The sequence below is a fragment of the Streptomyces sp. iso_384 genome (genome assembly GCF_056172905.1).
This window is the reverse complement of record NZ_JBWBTT010000001.1, coordinates 1,118,251-1,138,690: the sequence shown is the minus strand read 5'-3', so window position 1 is coordinate 1,138,690 and position 20,440 is coordinate 1,118,251. Positions and strand designations below refer to the sequence as shown.

12 protein-coding genes are annotated in these 20,440 nt (G+C 71.6%); 6 read left to right on the top strand and 6 right to left on the bottom strand.

The window, feature by feature from the left end:
* Window positions 1–63: 63 nt before the first annotated feature.
* Entirely contained in the window at window positions 64–1,239 is a 1,176-nt protein-coding gene (locus AC0VY3_RS05115; protein ID WP_475549047.1) for a CDP-glycerol glycerophosphotransferase family protein, read from the bottom strand.
* Between the two features lie 101 nt (window positions 1,240–1,340).
* Between AC0VY3_RS05115 and AC0VY3_RS05110 the strand changes: the two genes are divergently transcribed.
* Together AC0VY3_RS05110 and AC0VY3_RS05105 are read left to right on the top strand one after the other, a co-directional pair.
* The gene (locus tag AC0VY3_RS05110; RefSeq protein WP_103512582.1) at window positions 1,341–4,967 is read left to right on the top strand and encodes a bifunctional glycosyltransferase/CDP-glycerol:glycerophosphate glycerophosphotransferase; all 3,627 of its coding nucleotides are present in this window, start codon (window positions 1,341–1,343) and stop codon (window positions 4,965–4,967) included.
* A 141-nt stretch (window positions 4,968–5,108) separates the two neighbouring features.
* A complete protein-coding gene (locus AC0VY3_RS05105; RefSeq protein WP_475549046.1) occupies window positions 5,109–6,347 on the top strand; it encodes a hypothetical protein in 1,239 nt (412 codons plus the stop codon).
* Between the two features lie 6 nt (window positions 6,348–6,353).
* Here AC0VY3_RS05105 and AC0VY3_RS05100 read toward each other — a convergent pair whose 3' ends face one another.
* Complete coding sequence (locus AC0VY3_RS05100) at window positions 6,354–6,974, bottom strand: TetR/AcrR family transcriptional regulator (RefSeq protein WP_103512580.1); 621 nt, start codon at window positions 6,972–6,974, stop codon at window positions 6,354–6,356.
* Window positions 6,975–7,118: 144 nt separating this feature from the next.
* Here AC0VY3_RS05100 and AC0VY3_RS05095 point away from each other — a divergent pair, with 144 nt between their 5' ends.
* Together AC0VY3_RS05095 and AC0VY3_RS05090 are read left to right on the top strand one after the other, a co-directional pair.
* On the top strand, window positions 7,119–8,051 hold the full coding sequence (locus AC0VY3_RS05095; protein WP_103512579.1) for an ABC transporter permease: 933 nt from the start codon (window positions 7,119–7,121) through the stop codon (window positions 8,049–8,051).
* On the top strand, window positions 8,044–8,835 hold the full coding sequence (locus AC0VY3_RS05090; RefSeq protein WP_475549045.1) for an ABC transporter ATP-binding protein: 792 nt from the start codon (window positions 8,044–8,046) through the stop codon (window positions 8,833–8,835). The genes AC0VY3_RS05095 and AC0VY3_RS05090 overlap by 8 nt, the downstream gene beginning before the upstream one ends.
* A gap of 158 nt (window positions 8,836–8,993) precedes the next feature.
* Here the strand turns inward: AC0VY3_RS05090 and AC0VY3_RS05085 are convergent, their stop codons facing one another.
* Window positions 8,994–13,976, bottom strand: coding sequence for an NAD-glutamate dehydrogenase (locus AC0VY3_RS05085; protein ID WP_475549044.1), 4,983 nt, complete (start codon window positions 13,974–13,976; stop codon window positions 8,994–8,996).
* A 432-nt stretch (window positions 13,977–14,408) separates the two neighbouring features.
* Between AC0VY3_RS05085 and AC0VY3_RS05080 the strand changes: the two genes are divergently transcribed.
* A complete protein-coding gene (locus AC0VY3_RS05080; RefSeq protein WP_103512576.1) occupies window positions 14,409–14,963 on the top strand; it encodes a DJ-1/PfpI family protein in 555 nt (184 codons plus the stop codon).
* 374 nt (window positions 14,964–15,337) lie between these two features.
* On the opposite strand, the gene AC0VY3_RS05075 is transcribed toward AC0VY3_RS05080, so the two are convergent.
* Together AC0VY3_RS05075 and AC0VY3_RS05070 are read right to left on the bottom strand one after the other, a co-directional pair.
* The gene (locus tag AC0VY3_RS05075) at window positions 15,338–16,024 is read right to left on the bottom strand and encodes an HAD family hydrolase (protein ID WP_475549043.1); all 687 of its coding nucleotides are present in this window, start codon (window positions 16,022–16,024) and stop codon (window positions 15,338–15,340) included.
* A 73-nt stretch (window positions 16,025–16,097) separates the two neighbouring features.
* The gene (locus AC0VY3_RS05070) at window positions 16,098–16,604 is read right to left on the bottom strand and encodes a DUF6912 family protein (protein WP_103512574.1); all 507 of its coding nucleotides are present in this window, start codon (window positions 16,602–16,604) and stop codon (window positions 16,098–16,100) included.
* Window positions 16,605–16,878: 274 nt separating this feature from the next.
* Here AC0VY3_RS05070 and AC0VY3_RS05065 point away from each other — a divergent pair, with 274 nt between their 5' ends.
* Complete coding sequence (locus AC0VY3_RS05065) at window positions 16,879–17,325, top strand: Rv3235 family protein (RefSeq protein WP_103512573.1); 447 nt, start codon at window positions 16,879–16,881, stop codon at window positions 17,323–17,325.
* Between the two features lie 68 nt (window positions 17,326–17,393).
* On the opposite strand, the gene secA is transcribed toward AC0VY3_RS05065, so the two are convergent.
* Window positions 17,394–20,213 (bottom strand): preprotein translocase subunit SecA, encoded by a 2,820-nt coding sequence (gene secA / locus AC0VY3_RS05060; protein ID WP_103512572.1) that lies wholly within the window; start codon window positions 20,211–20,213, stop codon window positions 17,394–17,396.
* Window positions 20,214–20,440 lie beyond the last annotated feature (227 nt).

Genomic DNA, 20,440 nt, shown 5'->3' with positions numbered 1-20,440 from the left:
GGTCGGAGGAATCGGCGCGGGGAGCGCGCCGTGGGCCATTCGGGTGGCGGGCACGCCCCCGGGTCACCCGGCCGGGGCGAAGAACCTCCGGACGACGCGTTCCGCCGCGTGCCCGTCGTCGTACGGGCAGAACCGCTCCCGGAACGCGGTGCGCAGCGCGGCCGACGCGGGCGAGCGCCACTCTCCCGTCCGGAACGCCTCCGCCAGCTGTTCGGGGGTGGTGGTGACGGGCCCCGGGGTGTCGCCGGACCGCCCGGAGAGCAGGTCGACGTAGGTGCCGCGTGCGGCACGGTAAGCGGTCCAGTCGGGGGCGTGGACGACGATCGGCCGGTCCAGGCAGGCGTAGTCGAAGATCAGGGAGGAGTAGTCGGCGATCAACGCGTCTGCGGCGAGGCAGAGTTCCTCGACCCGGGGATGCGCGGTGACGTCGAGGACGCGCCCGGTCGGCGCGCTCTCGACGAGTCCGGCTGACCGCCCGTAGAAGTAGTGGGCGCGGACCAGCACCACGTACGCCGGGCCGAGTTCACGCGCCAGCCGCTCCGGGTCGAGGTCGGGCTCGAAGCCGGTGCGGTAGTCGCGGTGGGTCGGGGCGTAGAGCAGGGCCGTCTGCCCCTCGGCGATGCCCAGCTCGGCACGGATCTTCGCGATGTCGTCGGCGGTGGCGGTGAAGTAGACGTCGTTGCGGGGGTATCCGAGGTCGATCCGTTCGTACGCGCCCGGGTAGACGCGGTCCCACACCTCGGTGCTGTGCGGGTTGGCGGAGAGGCTGAAGTCCCACTGCCGGACATGGGCGAGGATCTTGTCGAAGTCGGCCTTCCGGGCGAGGGCGGGGTAGGCGCGCTGGTCGAGCCCCATGGTCTTGAGCGGGGTGCCGTGGTGGGTCTGGAGATAGCGCTGACCGGGCCGTTTGGTGAACCCGCCGGGAAAGCTGGAGTTGTTGACCAGATAGGTGGCGGTGGCGATGGCCCGCCAGTAGGGGCGCGAGCCCTCGATGACGTACGGCACACCGGCGGGCATCCGGTCGCGGTGCCGGGAGGAGACGGCCCACACGCCCCGGATGTGCGGGGCCAGTTCGCGGGCCTTGGCGTGGATCGCGGCCGGATTGCAGGCGACGCCCCGGTTCCAGTACGCCCCGTAGACGGCGAGGTCGGGGTCGAGCGGGCGGTGCAGGTCGGCGCGGTAGACGGCCCGCATGGCCTGGCGGCGGACGAACCGCTTCACGGAAGCTCTGGTGGGCATGGCAGCCGAGCGTAATCGCCTGTCCGGACGGCCGGGGGCCCGCGTTCACCCGTTCGGGTCAGCGCCGGTGACCCCGGGAGCCGCCCCCTGTTGACCAGGACATGAAGTCACCCCTCCTCAGCGTCGTCGTCCCCGTCCACAACGTCGAGGCCTACCTTGAGGACTGCCTGCGGTCGGTGGCGGAGCAGACCCTCGCGGCGATCGAGGTGGTCATGGTCGACGACGGTTCGACGGACGGCAGCGCCCGGATCGCGGCGGAGTTCGCCGCCCGGGACAGCCGCTTCCGGCTGATCCGGCAGCAGAACGCCGGCCTGAGCGCCGCCCGCAACACCGGCGTCCGCCACACCACCCCCGCCGTCCCCTACCTGGCGTTCGCCGACAGCGACGACATCGTCGTGGGCGACGCGTACGAGCGGATGACGGCCTCGCTGGAGTCGACCGGTTCCGATCTGGTGACCGGCAACGTGTGGCGGCTGACCGGGCAGGGACGGCAGCAGGCCTGGCAGTACCGCTGGCTGACGGGCACCAGGGCGCGTACGCACATCACCCGGGATCCGCGTCTGCTGGCCGACCGGGTGGCGTGGAACAAGGTTTTCCGGCGCTCCTTCTGGGACGCGCACGGCTTCGCGTTCCCCGAGGGCAGGCTGTACGAGGACACCCCGGTGATGATCCCCGCGCACCATCTCGCGGGCTCGGTCGACGTCCTCGCCGAGCACGTCTACTACTGGCGGGTGCGGGAGGGTTCGATCACCCGGCGACGGACGGACGTCACGGGCGTACGGGACCGGATCGCGGCGTGCGAGCAGGTCAGCGCGTTCCTGGGCGGCCGGGACGCGGGACAGCGGCGGGCGTACGACGCTTCCTGTCTGCGCGACGACTTCGGGTACTTCCTGGACGGCCTGCCGATGGGCGGCGAGGCGTACCGGGCGGCGTTCCTGGAGGGGGCCGGGGCGTTCGTCGACCGGGCGGGGCCCGGGGTGCTGGAGGGGCTGCCGGTGGAGCTGCGCATCAAGTGGCAGCTGGTGCGGGAGCGGCGCCTCGCGGAGCTGCTGGAAGTCCTTGCCTTCGAACGGGCCAACGGGGCGGGCACGTTCGCCGTCGAGGGTCTTCCGGGGCGACGCCGGGCGGTGTACCCCGGCGTGCGCGGCGCGAGCGCCCGGCTCGCGGGCAGGGACATCCCGGCGGTGGCGCGGCTGTCGGAGGCGCGGTGGGGCGTGGACGGGAAGCTGCGGCTGCGCGGGTACGCGTATCTGCGCAACCTTCCCGCCGCCTCCGCCCGGCAGCGGCTCACGGTGGGAATGGTCCGGGCGGAGCGGGGCCGGCAGGTGCGGCCGGTGCCCGTGCGTTCCGTGTCCGCGCCCGAGGCGACGGTGAACTCCGGTCAGGAGCTGCACGATTACGGCCACGCGGGCTTCGAGATGACCCTCGACCCGGACCGGCTGCCCGCGACGGCGGGCGGCGGCTGGCTGGTAGGCCTGGTCCTCGCCGGGCCCGGGACGGTCCGCCGGGTCGCGGTGCGCGCCCCGGACGCGGGTGCGGACCAGCCGCTGACGCACGACCTGGGCGACGGGCGGCGGGCGGTGCTGGACTTCCGGGCCGGCCGGCTCCGGCTGACCGTGTCACGGCTGCGGGCCCTGGCCGAGGGCCACCGGGCGGTCGAGGCGGAGGGATCCCCGCTGGACATCACGGGCCGGCACTTCGACGGAAGCAGGCCCACGGCACTGCTGCTGACACGCGACGGGGGCGAGGAGCGGTCCTGCGGGCTGGAGTACGCGGAGGGCGGGGCACACGGAGAGCACGGGGAGGGCGGGGCGCAGGGGGTCGCGTTCAGGGTGCGTGTGCCGCTCGCCGAACTCGCCGACGCCCCGCCCGCCCCGCATCGCGCCCCCCGCGAGGTCGAGGCGGCGAGCGGGCCGGAGAGCGGGGCCCGGTGGCGGGTCCGGCTGCTGCTCGCCGACGGCAGCCGCGTACCGCTGCCCGCGGCCCCGGACCTGCCGCCGCCCGCGTACGCGGATCCGGCGGGCGACCTGGTGCTGGACCTGGCGGGGCTGCCGTACGCGGACGGGGTGGAGTGCACGCCGGAGGGGGGCGTACGCATCCGGGGGGCGTGCGCGGGTACGGCGACCGCGCCCCCGTCCGCGTACGGCGGCCGCCTGGTCCTGCGCCACGAGACCCTGCACGAGACGGTCCCGGTCACGGAGTCCGTCGTGAACGCGAACGGCGCTTCGGACGAGCGTCCGGGCGGGGCTGAGGCCGGGGAAGGCTCCACGGTCGGGGCCGCTGCCGAGGGCGGGACCGGCACAGCGGCCGCTGCCGCTGACGGCTCAACGCCCCGGCCGCCCGCCGCCGCTCCGGGCCGGTTCTCCGCGCTGGTCGTCCCGCCGCTTCCGGAAGGCCGCTGGGAGCTTCGCCTGGACGGGCGCCCGGTACGCGTCCTCGGTTCCGTCGCCGCGCGGTTGCCCTGTGCCGGAGGCGTCGAGGGCGCGTTGCGCCTGGACCGGCGGCACGGTGACCGGCTGTCCGTGGTCGCGGGGCCGGAGTCGCCGGCGGCGGGCATCGGGCGGAGCGCGTACGGAAGGCGGCTCCTGCGCGCCGCGCACCACCGCGACCGGCGCACGAACCTCCCGCTCCGCGACACCGTCCTCTACGCGGGCGGCGACTCCCCGCGCGCCGTGCACGCCGAGCTCGTGCGCCGGGGCACGAAGGCCGAACACCTGTGGGTCACCGGTACCACCCCCGGCCGCATCACCCACGTCCCGCCCGGCGCGCGGGCCGTCCCGGTGCACAGCCCCGCCTGGTACGAGGCGCTGGCCCGCTCCCGCCGGATCGTCACGGACGAGCAGCTGCCCGGGTGGTTCGAGCGACGGCCGGGGCAGACCGTCGTCCAGACCTGGCACGGCACCCCACTCGGCCGGTTCGGCGGCGGCCTGGCGGACACCCTCTACGCCGACCACCAGTACCTCGCCACCCTGCCGCAGCGATCGGCCCAGTGGTCGGTGCTGGTCTCTCCGAGCCGCTTCGCCACCCCGTGGCTGCGCAGGTCGCTGGCGTACGAGGGCGAGGTGCTGGAGGCCGGGTCGCCCGCCAACGACGTGCTGTTCCCGCCCGTCCGGGACAAGGCCGCCGAGGAGGTGCGGCGCGGACTCGGCATCCCGGAGGACCACCGCGTCGTGCTGTACGCGCCGACCTACCGCGACCACCTGGCCCATCCCCCGGCCGCCTCCGCCGACCGCACGGCCCCCGGCCCGTACCGCTGGGACCCGGCGCTCGACCCGTACGCCCTGGCGCGGTCGCTCGGTCCCGGCCACACGGTCCTGGTGCGCCGCCACCCCCGGGTCACCGGCGACGTCCCGGCCGGGCCCGGTGTGCTCGACGTGTCCGGACACCCGGGGGCGGCCGGGCTGCTGCTGGTGGCCGACGTGCTGGTGACGGACTACGCGGGGCTGATGTTCGACTTCGCGCTGACGGGCCGGCCGATGCTGTTCCACACGTACGACCTGGAGCACTACCGCGACACCGTGCGCGGCTTCTGCCTGGACTTCGAGACCCGGGCGCCGGGGCCGCTGCTGGTCACGACGGACGAGGTGGCGCAGGCGCTGCGCGACACCGGGTCGCTGGCGGCCCGGCACGCCGACGCGTACGAGAGCTTCCGCCGCGACTACTGCGACCTGGACGACGGCGGCGCGGCGGCCCGGGTCGCGGACCGCCTCCTGGCGGACGCGCCGTAGGGCGGGCGGGCCGTAGGGCGGGCGGGTCGTAGGGCGGGCGCACCTCAGGGCGGACACACCGTGGGGCGGACGTCTCCATCCCTCATCCCCCGGACGAGTGGCGGCGGGGAGAACGGTCCCGCCGCACGGAACCCATGAGACGTGCCCCTTTTCTCCGCTGCCTCCTCCGCCCCGTCCTCCGACCTGCCGCCCTCCGGCCTCCCGCCCGCCGCGACCGGAGGCGGCGGGGCCGACGGGGCGGTCCGGCCGCCCCTGTGGCTGCCGTCGCCGTACCTCGTGCTGGGCGGGCTGCTGTGGGCGGTGCTGTCGGCGGCGGCCTGGCAGGCTCCGCTGTGCTGCGAGGCCGGGCTCCAGGCGGCGGTCGTCGAACGGCTGCGGGTGAACCTGCTGCACCCGGCGTTCCCGATGACCGACCTGCCCGCCGTGGCGAGCGCGCACTACTCCCCGTACGCGCTGATCCAGGGGCTGGCCGCCCGTGCCGCCGGGTTCTCGGGTCCGTCCGTCGTCGCGCTGGCCGCGTCGGTGAACCTGCTGCTCCTGCTCACCGGGATCGGCCGGCTCACCCGGCTGCTGACCCCGAACCGCTGGGTGCCGGTGCTCCTCCTCGTACCACTGGCCCTGATCCACTGGGCGGACCCGGCCCGGTGGAGCGCGCCGAGCACGTTCGCGGTCGCGGTCACGCTGCACCTGTGGGCGTGGACGGGCCGCGCGGCAGCCCGGACCGCCCGCCCCGGCGACCCGAGGCCCGGCCGGGCGCCCCGGTGGCCGGAGGCGGCCGGGATCGGTGTGCTGCTCGGGCTGGTCCTGCTGGTCCACCCGCCGACGGCGGTCGGCGCGGCGATCGGGTGCCTGGCCCTGATCGCGATCCGGACGCGGACCCGGATCCGGCCGACCGTGTGGCGGTGGGCGTTCGCCGTCGTGTGCGCGGTGACGGTGGCGGCGCTGTGGCCGTACTACAACGGGCTCACCGCCGAGCGCACCCCCGCCGACGGCCGGACCACCGGGCCTCCGGCGGCCGAGGGGGTGCGGGCGGCCGGGGAGCCGTACGCCTGGGCGACCGCGTACGTGCCTCCGGGCGAGGTGGTCCTGACGGACAGCCGCCCGGCGATGTACGCGCTGGCCGGGCACGGGGCGTACGTGCTGGCCGACGCGCTGCCGGACGCGGGGCTCGCGACCACGGAGCGGCGGGAGCGGAGCCGGGCGGTCGCCGCCTACCTCGACACATCGACCCCGCAGGCCCGGCGGGACGGGATCACCGCCCGGTACGGGGTGCGGTGGCTGCTGCTGACCCGCTTCCAGCGGCTGCCCGAGAACGCGACGGTGCTGGCGTTCAGCCCGCGCACGGGCGAGGTGCTGGCGCGGGTGCCGGCGACGGGATGAGCGTCCTCAGGCGTGCTTGAGGGCGGCGACCGCCGAGGCCGCCAGATCGTCCAGGTAGCCCCGGGGCAGTTCGCCGCGGACGACGACGAGCCGCCAGTACAGCGGCCCGACGATGAGGTCGAGCGCCCGGTCCGGATCGCTCCCTTCCGGCAGCTCCCCCCGGGCCACCGCCTCCCGCACCACCACGGCGGCGACGCCCTGCTGCTGGTCCAGGAGCGCGGCCTTGATCGCCTCGGAGATCTCCGGATTGCGGGCCGCCTCGACCAGCAGGTCCGGGATGACCTGCGAGGCGACCGGGTGGCGCAGGGCGTAGGCGGCCAGTTCGAGGACGGCGCGCACATCCCCGTACAGCGATCCGGTGGCCGGGGCGGGCATCCCCTGGGCGGCGACGGCCGCGACCAGGTCGAGGACGAGCGCCAGCTTGGACTTCCAGCGGCGGTAGACGGCGGTCTTGCCGACGCCCGCGCGCCGGGCGATGCCCTCGATGGACATCCGGGCGAACCCCACCGCGGCGAGTTCCTCGAAGACGGCGGCGCGGATGGCGTCGGTCACGTCCTCACGCAGGACGGCGGCGCCTGCGGGGGCGCGGCGGCGGGTTCCCCGTTCGGTGGTCATGGCCCGCAGCATAGTCGGCCGCGACGAAACGGTTGCGTTGCGACGTACAAGCGTCCTACTCTCAGCGTTACGACGATACGGCCCCGTCCCAACGAGGGCGTCCCCACGGGACCGTACCGTCCCATCCCCCTCCGCTTCCGTCGAAAGCGATCGTCCGTGGTGAGCCAGACAGCAGCTCCGCCGTCCCCGGTGAGCACCCCCGGCCAGGCCGTTCCCACCTACGCACCCGGTGAGCTGGCGGCCCTGGCCGCCCGGCACGGCCTGACGGTCAGCGGTGCCCGGCCCTCGTTGCCCGCGTACATCCGGCAGCTCTGGGGGCGGCGGCACTTCATCGCCGCGTTCGCGACGGCCAAGCTGACGGCCCAGTACAGCCAGGCGAAGCTCGGCCAGATCTGGCAGATCATGACGCCGCTGCTGAACGCGACCGTCTACTACTTCATCTTCGGCGTCCTGATGGACACCAGACGCGGGGTGGAGGACTTCGTTCCGTTCCTGGTCACCGGGGTCTTCATCTGGACCTTCACCAGCAGTTCGATCACCGCGGGCACCCGGGCGATCAGCGGCAACATCGGCCTGGTGCGGGCCCTGCACTTCCCGCGCGCCTCGCTGCCGGTGGCGCTGGCGCTCCAGCAGTTGCAGCAGCTGCTGTTCTCGCTGGGCGCGCTGACCCTGATCCTGCTGGTGTTCGGCCAGTACCCGCGGCCGTCCTGGCTGCTGGCGATCCCGGCCCTGGCGCTCCAGGCACTGTTCAACACCGGCCTGTCGATGGTCATGGCCCGGCTGACGGCCAAGACCCCCGACATCGCGCAGCTGACCCCGTTCGTGCTGCGGACCTGGATGTACTCCTCCGGCGTGATGTGGAGCCTGGACCATCTACTGGCCGGCGACCGGGTGCCGCACGCGGTGCTGGTGCTGCTGGAGTACAACCCGGCGGCGATCTACATCAACCTCGTGCGGTACGCGCTCATCGACAGCTACAGCGGGCTGCCGGCGCACGTGTGGGCGGCGGCACTGGGCTGGGCCCTGCTCTGCGGAGTCGCCGGCTTCGTGTACTTCTGGAAGGCCGAGGAGACGTACGGACGTGGCTGACACCGAGAACGTTCCCGCGGACCGGCGCGTCCCGACCGTCGTCGTCGACGACGTCCACATCACGTACACGGTCAACGGCGCCCGTACGGGCAGGGGCAGCGCCACCTCGGCGCTCAGCCGGCTCACCACCCGCCGCGCGACTCCCGGCGCCCGCAAGGTGCACGCCGTGAAGGGCGTCAGCTTCGCCGCGTACAAGGGCGAGGCGATCGGCCTGATCGGCTCCAACGGCTCGGGCAAGTCCACGCTGCTCAAGGCCGTCGCGGGCCTGCTCCCGCCGACCCGGGGCCGGGTCCACACCCAGGGCCAGCCCTCGCTGCTCGGCGTGAACGCGGCCCTGATGGGCGATCTGACCGGCGAGCGCAACGTGGTGCTGGGCGGACTCGCGATGGGCATGACGCGCGAACAGATCCGCGAACGCTACGACGGGATCGTCGACTTCTCCGGCATCAACGAGAAGGGCGACTTCATCACGCTGCCGATGCGTACGTACTCCTCGGGCATGGGCGCACGGCTCCGCTTCTCCATCGCGGCGGCCAAGAGCCACGACGTACTCCTGATCGACGAGGCCCTGTCCACGGGCGACGCCAAGTTCCAGCGCCGCAGCAAGGACCGCATCAAGGAACTGCGCGCCGAAGCGGGCACGGTGTTCCTGGTGAGCCACAGCAACAAGTCCATCACCGACACCTGCGACCGGGCCCTGTGGCTGGAGGCGGGCACCCTGAGGATGGACGGCCCGGCAAAGGACGTAGTGGCAGCGTACGAGGCCTTCACGAACCGCAAGTAGCCTTCCCACCCGCACAACCCCAGCCCGCCCGGCGATTGAGGGCATCCTTTCAGCCCGTCCACACGCCCCCAGCCCGCCCGGCGCTTGAGGACAAACCCCCACGCCGAGGGGCCGGCACCCCACCAGGTACCGGCCCCTCAGACGTACGACAACAACCTCTACGCGTGCGTACGCAACAACGTCCGCATGGTGCGCATGGCCACCGACAGATTCGCCAGATCGAACGCGTCCGACCCCTGGATCTCCTCCAGCGTCGACCGCGACCGGGCAAGAATCGCCGCGTTCTTCGCCTCCCACGCCCGGAACCGCTCCTCCGGCGTCGAGGACCCGTTCCCCACGCTCAGCACGTCCGACGTGAGCGCCGCATGCGCCGCGTACAGGTCCTCGCGGATGGACGCGCGGGCCATGGACTGCCAGCGGTCGGCCCGCGGCAGCTCGATGATCCGGTCCATCAGCTGGGTGATCCGCAGCCGGTCCGCGAGGTCGTAGTAGACCTCGGCCACCTCCAGCGGCTCCTTGCCCGTACGGTCGGCGATGGCCACGATGTCCAGCGCCGGGAAGGCGGAGGAGAATCCGGCCACCCGCACCGCCAGCTCGTCCGGCACACCCGCGGCCGTCAGCTCGTCCAGGATCGAGTGGTACCAGTCCAGGTCCGCGCCCTTGACCAGCTTGGGCAGCTCGTTCCAGACCTGCTCGACGCCGTCCCGGAACAGGTCGATGGTCTCCGCGATGGCGACGGGCTGCGGCCGGTTGCCCAGCAGCCAGCGCGAACCGCGCTCGACCAGTCGCCGCGAGTGCAGCCGGATCCGGGTCTGGACATCGGCGGCGACCTTGTTGTCGAGCGCCTCGACGGCGTCCCACACCGAGGACAGGCCGAAGATCTCGCGGGCCGTGTACTGGGCCCGCACGATCTCCTCGATCGACGCCCCGGTCTCCTCCCGCAGCCGGTGCAGGAAGGTCGAACCGGCGGTGTTGACCGTGTCGTTGACCAGTACCGTCGTGATGATCTCGCGCCGCAGCGCATGCCCGTCGACCGCCTCGGGGAACCGCTCGCGCAGCTCGCTCGGGAAGTAGGCGTGCACCAGCTTCTGCAGATGCGGGTCGTCCGGCAGGACGGTGGAGATCAGCTCGTCCGCCGTCGTGATCTTCGTGTACGCGATCAGCACGGCCAGCTCGGGCTGGCTGAGCCCCTTCTCGTTGCTCAGCAGCTCCCGGATGTGCCGGTCGGCGGGCAGGAACTCCAGCGCCCGGTCGAGCGCGCCGTCCCGCTCCAGCCGGCGCATGAAGCGCTGCTGGGCGTGGAGCAGTGAGGGCGCCTGCGCGGAGGCGTTGGAGAGCGCCACGTTCTGCGCGTAGTTGTTGCGCAGGACGAGCGCGCCGACCTCGTCGGTCATGTCGGCGAGCAGCTTGTTGCGCTGCTTGACGGTCATGTCGCCGTCCCGGACCAGGCCGTTGAGCAGGATCTTGATGTTCACCTCGTGGTCGGAGGTGTCCACACCGGCGCTGTTGTCGATCGCGTCGGTGTTGATCCGGCCGCCGCTGCGGGCGAACTCGATCCGGCCGAGCTGGGTGGCGCCGAGGTTGCCGCCCTCGCCGACGACCTTGGCCCGCAGGTCCTCGCCGTTGACGCGGATCGCGTCGTTGGCCTTGTCGCCGACGTCGGCGTTGGATTCGGGGACGGCCTTGATGTACGTGCCGATGCCGCCGTTCCACACCAGGTCGACCGGGGCCTTGAGGATGGTCTGCATCAGGTCGGCGGGCGTCATCTTGCTCACCGAAGCGTCGATGCCGAGCGCCTCGCGGATGTGCGCGTTGAGCGGGATCGACTTGGCGCTGCGCGGGTGGATGCCGCCGCCCGCCGAGAGCAGGTCGGTGTCGTAGTCGGCCCAGGAGCTGCGCGGCAGGTCGAAGAGCCGGCGCCGCTCGGCGTACGAGGTGGCGGCGTCCGGGTTCGGGTCGATGAAGATGTGCCGGTGGTCGAAGGCCGCGACCAGGCGGATGTGCTCGGAGAGCAGCATGCCGTTGCCGAACACGTCGCCGGACATGTCGCCGACGCCGACGACGGTGAAGTCCTCGGTCTGGGTGTCGTGGCCCAGCTCCCGGAAGTGCCGCTTGACGGACTCCCAGGCGCCGCGGGCGGTGATGCCCATGCCCTTGTGGTCGTAACCGGCCGAGCCGCCGGAGGCGAACGCGTCGCCGAGCCAGAAGCCGTACGCGACGGCGACCTCGTTGGCGATGTCGGAGAAGCTCGCGGTGCCCTTGTCGGCGGCGACGACGAGGTAGGTGTCGTCCTCGTCGTGCCGGACGACGTCGACGGGCGGCACGACCTCGCCGGCCACCATGTTGTCGGTGATGTCGAGCAGCGCCGAGATGAACGTGCGGTAGGCGGCGATGCCCTCGGCGAACCAGGCGTCGCGGTCCACGGACGGGTCCGGGAGCTGCTTGGCGACGAAGCCGCCCTTGGCGCCGACGGGCACGATGACGGTGTTCTTCACCATCTGCGCCTTGACCAGGCCGAGCACCTCCGTACGGAAGTCCTCGCGCCGGTCCGACCAGCGCAGCCCGCCGCGGGCGACCTTGCCGAAGCGCAGGTGGACGCCCTCCACGCGCGGCGAGTAGACCCAGATCTCGAACGCCGGCCGGGGCGCGGGCAGGTCCGGGATGGCCTGCGGGTCGAACTTCATCGAGACGTAGGAGTGCGGCGTGCCGTCCTCCGTGTGCTGGAAGAAGTTGGTGCGCAGGGTGGCCTTGATGACGGTGAGGAAGGACCGCAGGATCCGGTCCTCGTCGAGCGAGGCGACCTGGTCCAGGGCCCCGTCCAGCTCCTCCAGGAGCCCGTCGGTCAGCTCGGTGCCGGCGCTCTGGCGGCCCGGCGACATACGGGCCTCGAAGAGCGAGACGAGCAGCCGGGTGGTGTGGACGTTGTTGCGGAGCGTGGACTCCATGTAGTCCTGGCTGAAGGTGGATCCGGCCTGCCGGAGGTACTTCGCGTAGGCGCGCAGCACCATGGCCTGCCGCCAGTTCAGCCCGGCGCCGAGGACCAGCGCGTTGAAGCCGTCGTTCTCGGCCTCGCCCTTCCAGACGGCGGCGAAGGCTTCCTGGAAGCGGACGCGGGCGTCGTCGGCGAGGTAGCCGCCGTTGCCGTTGACCAGGGGCATCCGCAGCCCGAAGTCGTAGATCCAGGCGTGCGTGCGGTCCGCGCAGCGCAGCTCGTACGGCCGCTCGTCGACGACCTCGACGCCGAGCTGCTGGAGCGCCGGGAGGACGGCGGAGAGGGAGACCTGCTCGCCGGTCCGGTAGATCTTGAAGCGGCGCTCGCCGGGGCCCGCGCCGACCGGCTCGTACAGGCTGAGGGCGAAGTCCTTCTCGCCCTGCTTGAGGGTTTCCAGGTGGACCAGGTCGGCCACGGCGGCGCGCGGCGAGTGGTCGGCCTTGTAGCCCTCGGGGAACGAGTGGCCGTACTGGCGCTGCAGTTCCGCGCCGCGTTCCTCGCCCAGCTCGGCGTTGAGCGCCTCCTGGAAGCCGTCGGCCCAGGAGCGGGCGGCCTCGACGAGACGGGCCTCGATCCGGTCGGCGTCGGCGTCCGTCAGATGCGGCAGCTCGGTGCCGGCCGGGACGCGGATGACGAAGTGCAGCCGGGAGAGGATCGACTCGGTGTTCCAGGCGGTGAAGTCGACGCTGTTGCCGCCGAGCTCCTCCTTGAGGATGTCGATCAGCCGCAGGCGTACGCCGGTGGTGTAGCGGTCGCGCGGGAGGTAGACGATCGCGGAGTAGTAGCGCCCGTACTCGTCCTGACGCAGGTAGAGCCGCAGCCGGCGGCGCTCCTGGAGGTAGAGGACGGAGGTCGCGATGGAGCGGAGCTGGTCGACGGGCGTCTGGAACAGCTCGTCGCGCGGGTAGGTCTCCAGGATCTGCAGCAGGTCGCGGCCGTCGTGGCTGTTGTACGAGAAGCCCGCGCCCTCGACGACCTCGGCGACCTTGCGGCGGATGACGGGCACCCTGCGCACGGACTCGGTGTAGGCGGCGGAGGAGAAGAGCCCGAGGAAGCGCCGCTCGCCGATGACGTTGCCCTTGGCGTCGAACTTCTTGACGCCGATGTAGTCGAGGTAGCTGGGGCGGTGCACGGTGGCCCGGCTGTTGGCCTTCGTCAGGACGAGGAGCTTGTGCTCACGGGCCTTGGCGCGGGCGTCGGCGGGCAGCCGGTCGAAGGACGGGCTGACCGGGTGGGCCTCGTCCTCGCTGTGCTGCGGGTCGGAGCGCAGGATGCCGAGGCCGGTGCCGGGCACGGCGGCCAGTGCGTCGCTGTCCTTGAGCTCGTACTCGCGGTAGCCGAGGAAGGTGAAGTGGTCGGCGGCCAGCCAGCGCAGCAGCTCGCGGGCCTCCTCGACCTCCTCGTCGGCGAGGTCGTCCAACGGTTCGCCGGGCAGGTCGTCGGCGATCCGGAGGGCGGCGTCGCGCATCTTCCCCCAGTCCTCGACGGTCTCCCGTACGTCGGACAGGACGCGCAGCAGGTCGGCGGTGATCTGCTGGAGGTCGGCGCGGTCGGACTCGCGGTCGGTCTCGACGTGGATCCAGGACTCGACGAGCGCGTCGTGCGGCAGCTCGGCCTTCTCACCGGGCTTCGGGGTGCCGGGTCCGCCGGAGAGGACCTCGATGAGCTTGCCGGTGACATCGCGGCGGACGGTGACCTGGGGGTGGATCACGAGATGGATGCCGCGCCCCTGCCGGGACAGCTCGTTGGTGACGGAGTCCACGAGGAAGGGCATGTCGTCGGTGACGACCTCGACGACGGAGTGGCTGCAGGTCCAGCCGTTCTCCTCGACGGTCGGGGTGTGCACCCGGACGTTCGCGGTGCCCTGGGGACGATTCTCGGCCAGCCGGTAGTGCGAGGCGGCGGCGCCGAAGACGTCGACCGGGTCACGGCCGCTGAGGTCCTCCGGAGCCGTATGCAGGTAGTAGCGCTGGAGGTAGGCGAGCACCGTGTCCTGACCGGGACGGTCGCTCGCGTCGGCCCCGGCAGCGGCGACCCGCGCCCGGGGGGCACCTCCCGGGCCACCGACACCACCGCCCGGACCGTCTTCAGCTACCTTGGCGGCCCCTGCGAGCAGCTCGGCCTTGGCTTCGTCCAGCTTGGTCTGCATGTCCTCTGGCTCCTGTCGCGCGCCGTTGCGTGACGTAGGTGAGAAAAGCGGCGTACCGCCACGACGCGGGGTTTCCGGTCTGGGTCGACGCTATGCCGCTTCGAGAGATACCCGGGACCATATTGGCCATTTTCGGCAGCCGGTCCGGAGTCGGAAGATCGCGGATCGCCCGGGTGCTGTGGCACTCCGGGCGGCGGCCGGGGGCTTCGCTGCCCCCGAGGCGTATCGCGCTGATCACGGCACCAGGCTATCGCCCTCGCACCCCACCGCGTCATGAGCTGCTTGTGTACAAAAGAACCCCCCGAACTTTGACACTCTGGACAGTGCGCCGCGCCGCCTTGGCGAACTCCCGGAACCGGGGCAATCTGTCCCTACCGCACGGATTCAGGCCCTGGACACGCCATCGGGGCCACCGGCCCCGAGGAGCCCGCCATGCCGCAGAAGATCCTCATCGTCACCGGCGACGCCGCCGAATCGCTCGAAGTCCTCTACCCGTACCAACGGCTGCTGGAGGAGGGGTACGAGGTCGACATCGCGGCCCCCGAACGCAAGACGCTGCGCTTCGTGGTCCACGACTTCGAGCCCGGCTTCGACACGTACACGGAGAAGCCCGGCTACACCTGGCCCGCCGACCTGTCCTTCTCCGAGGTCGACCCCGGCGCCTACATCGCCCTGGTGATCCCCGGCGGCCGGGCCCCGGAATACCTCCGCAACAACGCCGAGCTACGGAAGATCGTCGGCGCCTTCTTCTCCGCGGACCGCCCGGTGGCCCAGATCTGCCACGGCCCCCTGATCACCGCGGCCACCGGCAACCTCAGCGGCCGCGCCGTCACGGCGTACCCCGCCCTGGAACCGGACATGCAGAGCGCGGGCGCAACGTTCCAGGACACGGAGGCGGTGGTGGACGGCCCCCTGGTCTCATCGAGAGCCTGGCCGGACCACGCAGCCTGGATGCGAGAGTTCCTGAAGGTACTCCGCACCCGGTAAGCCCACCCGCCACGCACTCCCCTCAAGCCCGCCCGGGCACGCCTTCCAGCCCTTCCGGCACCCTCAAGCCCGCCGGGCACACCCTCAAGCCCGACCGGCACCCCCTCAAGCCCGACCAGCACCCTCAAGCCCGTCCGGCACACCCTCAAGCCCGACCAGCACCCTCAAGCCCGACCGGCACACCCTCAAGCCCGTCCGGCGATTGAGGACATCTTTCCCCCGGGAAGCGCCGCACCTCCAAGCCCGCCCGAGCACACCTCCAAGCCCGCCCGGCGCTTGAGGGCATCCTTTCCAGCCCGTCCGGCGCTTGAGGACCAGGGCCCGGGGCAGCGCCCCGAAAACCCGCACCACCCGCACCACACCCGCTACGCGGATTACGCGGCAAACGTCTCCGCCAACGCCACAGCCTCCCCCAGACTGTCCACGACCGGCACCCCCGCCCCCTCCAGACTGCTCCGGCTGTGCGACCCACCCGTGTACAGCACAGCCCGAGCCCCCACATGCGCCGCCGCCACCGCGTCATCGAGCGCATCCCCGATGACCACCGCGTTCTCCGGCGAGAACCCGTCGACACCCCCCGCCCCGGCCAGCGCGGCGAAGTGCCGCTCCATGTGCAGCGCCTTGCTCCCGCCCGACGGCCCCGTACGCCCCTCGACGCGGACGAACCGCGGCTCGATCCCGTACCCCCGCACCACCGGCACCAGCTGCTCGTGCCCGTACATGCTCAGCAGCGACTGACTGCGCCCGGCCCGCTGCCACTGGTGCAGCAGCTCCTCCACCCCGTCGGTGAGACCGCAGGCGGCCCGCTGCTCCGCGTAGTACCGGTGGAAGATGCCGTCCATCCGCTCCCACTCCTCCTCGGTGGGCAGCCGGCCCAGGAAACGCTCGTAGAACCGGGGTATGGGGATCGTGTACATCTCCCGGTAGTGCTCCAGCGTGATCGGCTCCAGCTCGACCTCCGCGAACGCGGCGTTCGTCGCCTGGATGACGGCATGAGTGTCGTCGAGCAGCGTGCCGTTCCAGTCCCAGACCAGATGTGTGCGTGTCGTCCCGGAAGTCATACAGAAAAAAATACCCGCCGGGTCCGACAACGCCGCCGGCTCAGCACCGACTCAGCACCGGCCCGCCGCCGGCTCAGCCGATGAGCTGCGGAATCTCCTGGACGCCGAACCAGAGCAGCTCATGGTCCTCCGCGCCGTCCACGGTGAACTGCGCGTCGTCGTCTCCGAGGTCCGCCGCCCCCAGGGCGGCCGCCGCGGCGGCCACGTCCTTCTCCGCGTCGTCGGCGTCCACGTGCACCGCCGCCGCCTTGGCCAGCTTCAGCGCGGCGGCGATCCGCACCTCGCCGAGCGAAGCCGCGCTCAGCCCGTGATCGGGGTCGGCGGCAACGGACCCGTCCGGTACGTCGACGGCGAGGACGACCCGGCGGCGCACCTCGTCCGGGTTCCCGGCGATCATCCGGAGCGAGGCGGCGGCGGCCCGGTTGAGCGCCGCGTACTCCAGCTCCTCGATGTCGTCGGAGACGTACCACTCGCGCAGCCCGGGCGTCACCGCGTAGGCCGTCAGCGGCCCGGGGCCGACCTCGCCCGCACCGTGCGCCGCTGCGAGACCGGAGAGGGTCAGGGGGACGTACACGCGCATGGCAGGTCGCTTTCGTAGAGGGAAACGTCCTCAGGATACGTGGGAGCGTCCCCTTTCGGGTTTCGGCAACCGGGGGCGTCCGTCCACCGCCGACGGCCCGTCACCCTCGCGGTAGCCCTTGTCGCACAAGGGGCGAGCCACTGATAGGTGAACCGTGCCGCACCCGTTCACCGCCGAGAGGCCCCTTGCGTCGCTGACGACCGCACCCGTAGAAGATTCCCGACACAAGTTACCGCCCGGTATTTACCGGGCCCGGTCAACGGGGGCGACGATCATGAGCACGGACAGGACGAGGCCCGCAGGACGACGCGACCAGAGCGGTCCCCGGTCGGTACCTCCGCAGCGGTCCCGCAGGCTGCAGCCCCACCGGCCGCAGCGGCCCCACCAGTGGTTCGCCGAACGCCTGCTCGCGGTCCTCAGCGGCCAGCGGCCGGTGCACTGGATGCTCGGCCACACCATCGGCGAGGCCTACGACCAGCTCGCCGAGCTGGCCCCGAGCACCCCGCTGGGGGCCGTCCGGGGCAGCCGCCCCGTCCTTCGGCACTGCCGAGGGGCCCAGCCCGCCACGGGCGTGGTCGAGGCCTTTGCCAGCATCACCGCGGGCGACCGGGTCCGGGCGATGGCCTTCCGCCTGGAACAGGGCGCCGACCAGCGCTGGCGCTGCGCCGCGGTGGAGCTGGGCGGCGAGCGCCTCACCGCCGGGGCCCCGGGCTCCCGGTGACCCGTCGGACGCGGCAGGGGCCGGACACCGCATGGTGTCCGGCCCCTGCCGGGGTACTGCCCGTGCTGCTACTTCTTGCGACGGCGACCGCCGCCGCCGCCGCTCTTCTGGGCCTTGCGGCGCTCGGCACGCGTCATGCCGTCCGAGGAACCGGACCGCGCGCCGTCCTCGTCGCTGGCGAAGTCGCCCTCGACGACACCTCCCTCGCCGTCCACCGTGGGAGCGGAGAAGTGGAGCCGGTCCGGCCGCTGCGGGGCCTCCAGGCCCTTGGCGCGGATCTGCGGGGCAGCGGTGGCGCTCTCCTTCTCCAGCGAGGTGCGCTCGGCGCCGTCCTGCACCGGAACCTCCTCGACCTGCTGCTCGACCTGGACCTCCAGGTTGAACAGGTAGCCGACGGACTCCTCCTTGATGCCCTCCATCATGGCGTTGAACATGTCGAAGCCCTCGCGCTGGTACTCGACCAGCGGGTCCTTCTGCGCCATGGCCCGCAGGCCGATGCCCTCCTGGAGGTAGTCCATCTCGTAGAGGTGCTCGCGCCACTTGCGGTCGAGCACCGAGAGGACGACGCGTCGCTCCAGCTCACGCATGATGTCGGAGCCGAGCGTGCTCTCGCGCTCCTCGTACTGCTCGTGGATGTCGTTCTTGACCGACTCGGCGATGAACTCGGCGGTGACGCCCGCCAGGTCCCCGGCCGCCTCCTCCAGCTCCTCGACGGTGACCTTCACCGGGTAGAGCTGCTTGAAGGCGCCCCACAGCCGGTCCAGGTCCCACTCCTCGGCGAAGCCCTCGGCGGTCTCCTGCCGGATGTAGTCGTCGATCGTGTCGTCCATGAAGTGCCGGATCTGGTCCTGGAGGTCCTCGCCCTCCAGAACACGGCGGCGCTCGCCGTAGATGACCTCGCGCTGCCGGTTGAGCACCTCGTCGTACTTCAGGACGTTCTTACGCGTCTCGAAGTTCTGCTGCTCGACCTGCGACTGGGCGGAGGCGATGGCGCGGGTGACCATCTTGTTCTCGATCGGGACGTCGTCGGGGACGTTCGCCATCGACATGACGCGCTCGACCATCTGCGCCTTGAACAGACGCATCAGGTCGTCGCCCAGCGACAGGTAGAAGCGGGACTCGCCCGGGTCGCCCTGACGGCCGGAACGACCGCGCAGCTGGTTGTCGATACGGCGCGACTCATGGCGCTCGGTGCCGAGCACATAGAGCCCGCCGAGGTCCTTGACCTCTTCGAACTCCGCCTTCACGGCCTCCTCGGCCTGCTCCAGCGCGGCGGGCAGCGCGGCCGCCCACTCCTCAACATTCTCCACCGGGTCGAGGCCGCGCTGGCGCAGCTCCGCCTCGGCGAGGTCGTCCGGGTTGCCGCCGAGCTTGATGTCGGTGCCTCGTCCGGCCATGTTCGTCGCGACGGTGACGGCGCCCTTGCGGCCCGCCTGGGCGACGATCGTCGCCTCCCGGTCGTGCTGCTTGGCGTTGAGGACCTCGTGCTGGACACCGCGCTTGGAGAGCTGCTGCGAGAGGTACTCGGACTTCTCGACCGAGGTGGTGCCGACCAGGATCGGCTGGCCCTTCTCGTGCTTCTCGGCGATGTCGTCGACGACCGCGGCGAACTTGGCGACCTCGGTGCGGTAGATCAGGTCCGACTGGTCGGCGCGGACCATCGGCCGGTTCGTCGGGATCGGCACCACGCCGAGCTTGTAGATCTGGTGGAACTCGGCGGCCTCGGTCATCGCCGTACCGGTCATGCCGGAGAGCTTGTCGTAGAGGCGGAAGAAGTTCTGCAGGGTGATCGTGGCGAGGGTCTGGTTCTCGTCCTTGATGTCCACCCCTTCCTTCGCCTCGATCGCCTGGTGCATGCCCTCGTTGTAGCGACGGCCGGCGAGGATACGGCCGGTGTGCTCGTCGACGATCATGACTTCGCCGTCGATGACGACGTAGTCCTTGTCCTTCTTGAACAGTTCCTTGGCCTTGATGGCGTTGTTCAGATAGCCGACGAGCGGGGTGTTCACCGACTCGTAGAGGTTGTCGATGCCGAGCCAGTCCTCGACCTTGGCGACACCGGGCTCATGGATGGCCACGGTCCGCTTCTTCTCGTCGACCTCGTAGTCGCCGGTCTCCTCGATGCCCTTGAGCTGGTTGCCCGCCTCACCCTTGGTGAGACGCGTGACCAGCTTGGCGAAGTCGCCGTACCACTTGGTGGCCTGGTCGGCCGGGCCGGAGATGATCAGCGGCGTACGGGCCTCGTCGACGAGGATCGAGTCGACCTCGTCGACCACGGCGAAGTTGTGGCCGCGCTGGACGAGCTCGTCCTTGGACCACGCCATGTTGTCGCGGAGGTAGTCGAAGCCGAACTCGTTGTTCGTGCCGTACGTGATGTCGCAGGCGTACTGCTCGCGGCGCTGGGCCGGGGTCATGTTGGCGACGATGCAGCCGACGGACAGGCCGAGGAACTTGTGGACCCGGCCCATCAGCTCGGAGTCACGCTCGGCGAGGTAGTCGTTGACCGTGATCAGGTGGACGCCCTTGCCGGAGAGCGCGTTCAGATACGCGGGCAGGGTGCCGACGAGGGTCTTGCCCTCACCGGTCTTCATCTCGGCCACATAACCGAGGTGCAGGGCGGCTCCGCCCATCATCTGTACGTCGTAGTGGCGCTGTCCGAGGACGCGCTTCGCGGCCTCACGGACCGTGGCGAACGCCTCGGGGAGCAGGTCGTCCAGGCTCTCGCCGTCCGCGTACCGTTCCTTGTACTCGTCGGTGAGCGCCCGCAGCTCGGCGTCGGAGAGGTTGACGAAGTCCTCTTCGATGGAGCTGACCTGGTCCGCGATGCGGTGCAGTTTGCGCAGGATCTTGCCTTCGCCTGCACGCATGAGCTTGTTGAAGACGGACACTGAGGCTGGTCTCCTTGCCGGTCGGGCCTGGCACTGGGTCGTGTAATGGACTCTGGCGCGGGCACGGCAGGTGGGCCCCACCGCAACGGCCATCGTAAGCGAGGACACCACCGCGTCGGGAGGGCTGCCGTCGCGTGGACCTCGCCGCACCCTTACAGGACAACGGTCCAAAGGCACGGAAGGTGCCGGGAAGCCCGAAAAGTGCTCGCATCGCGGGAGCGGGTTCA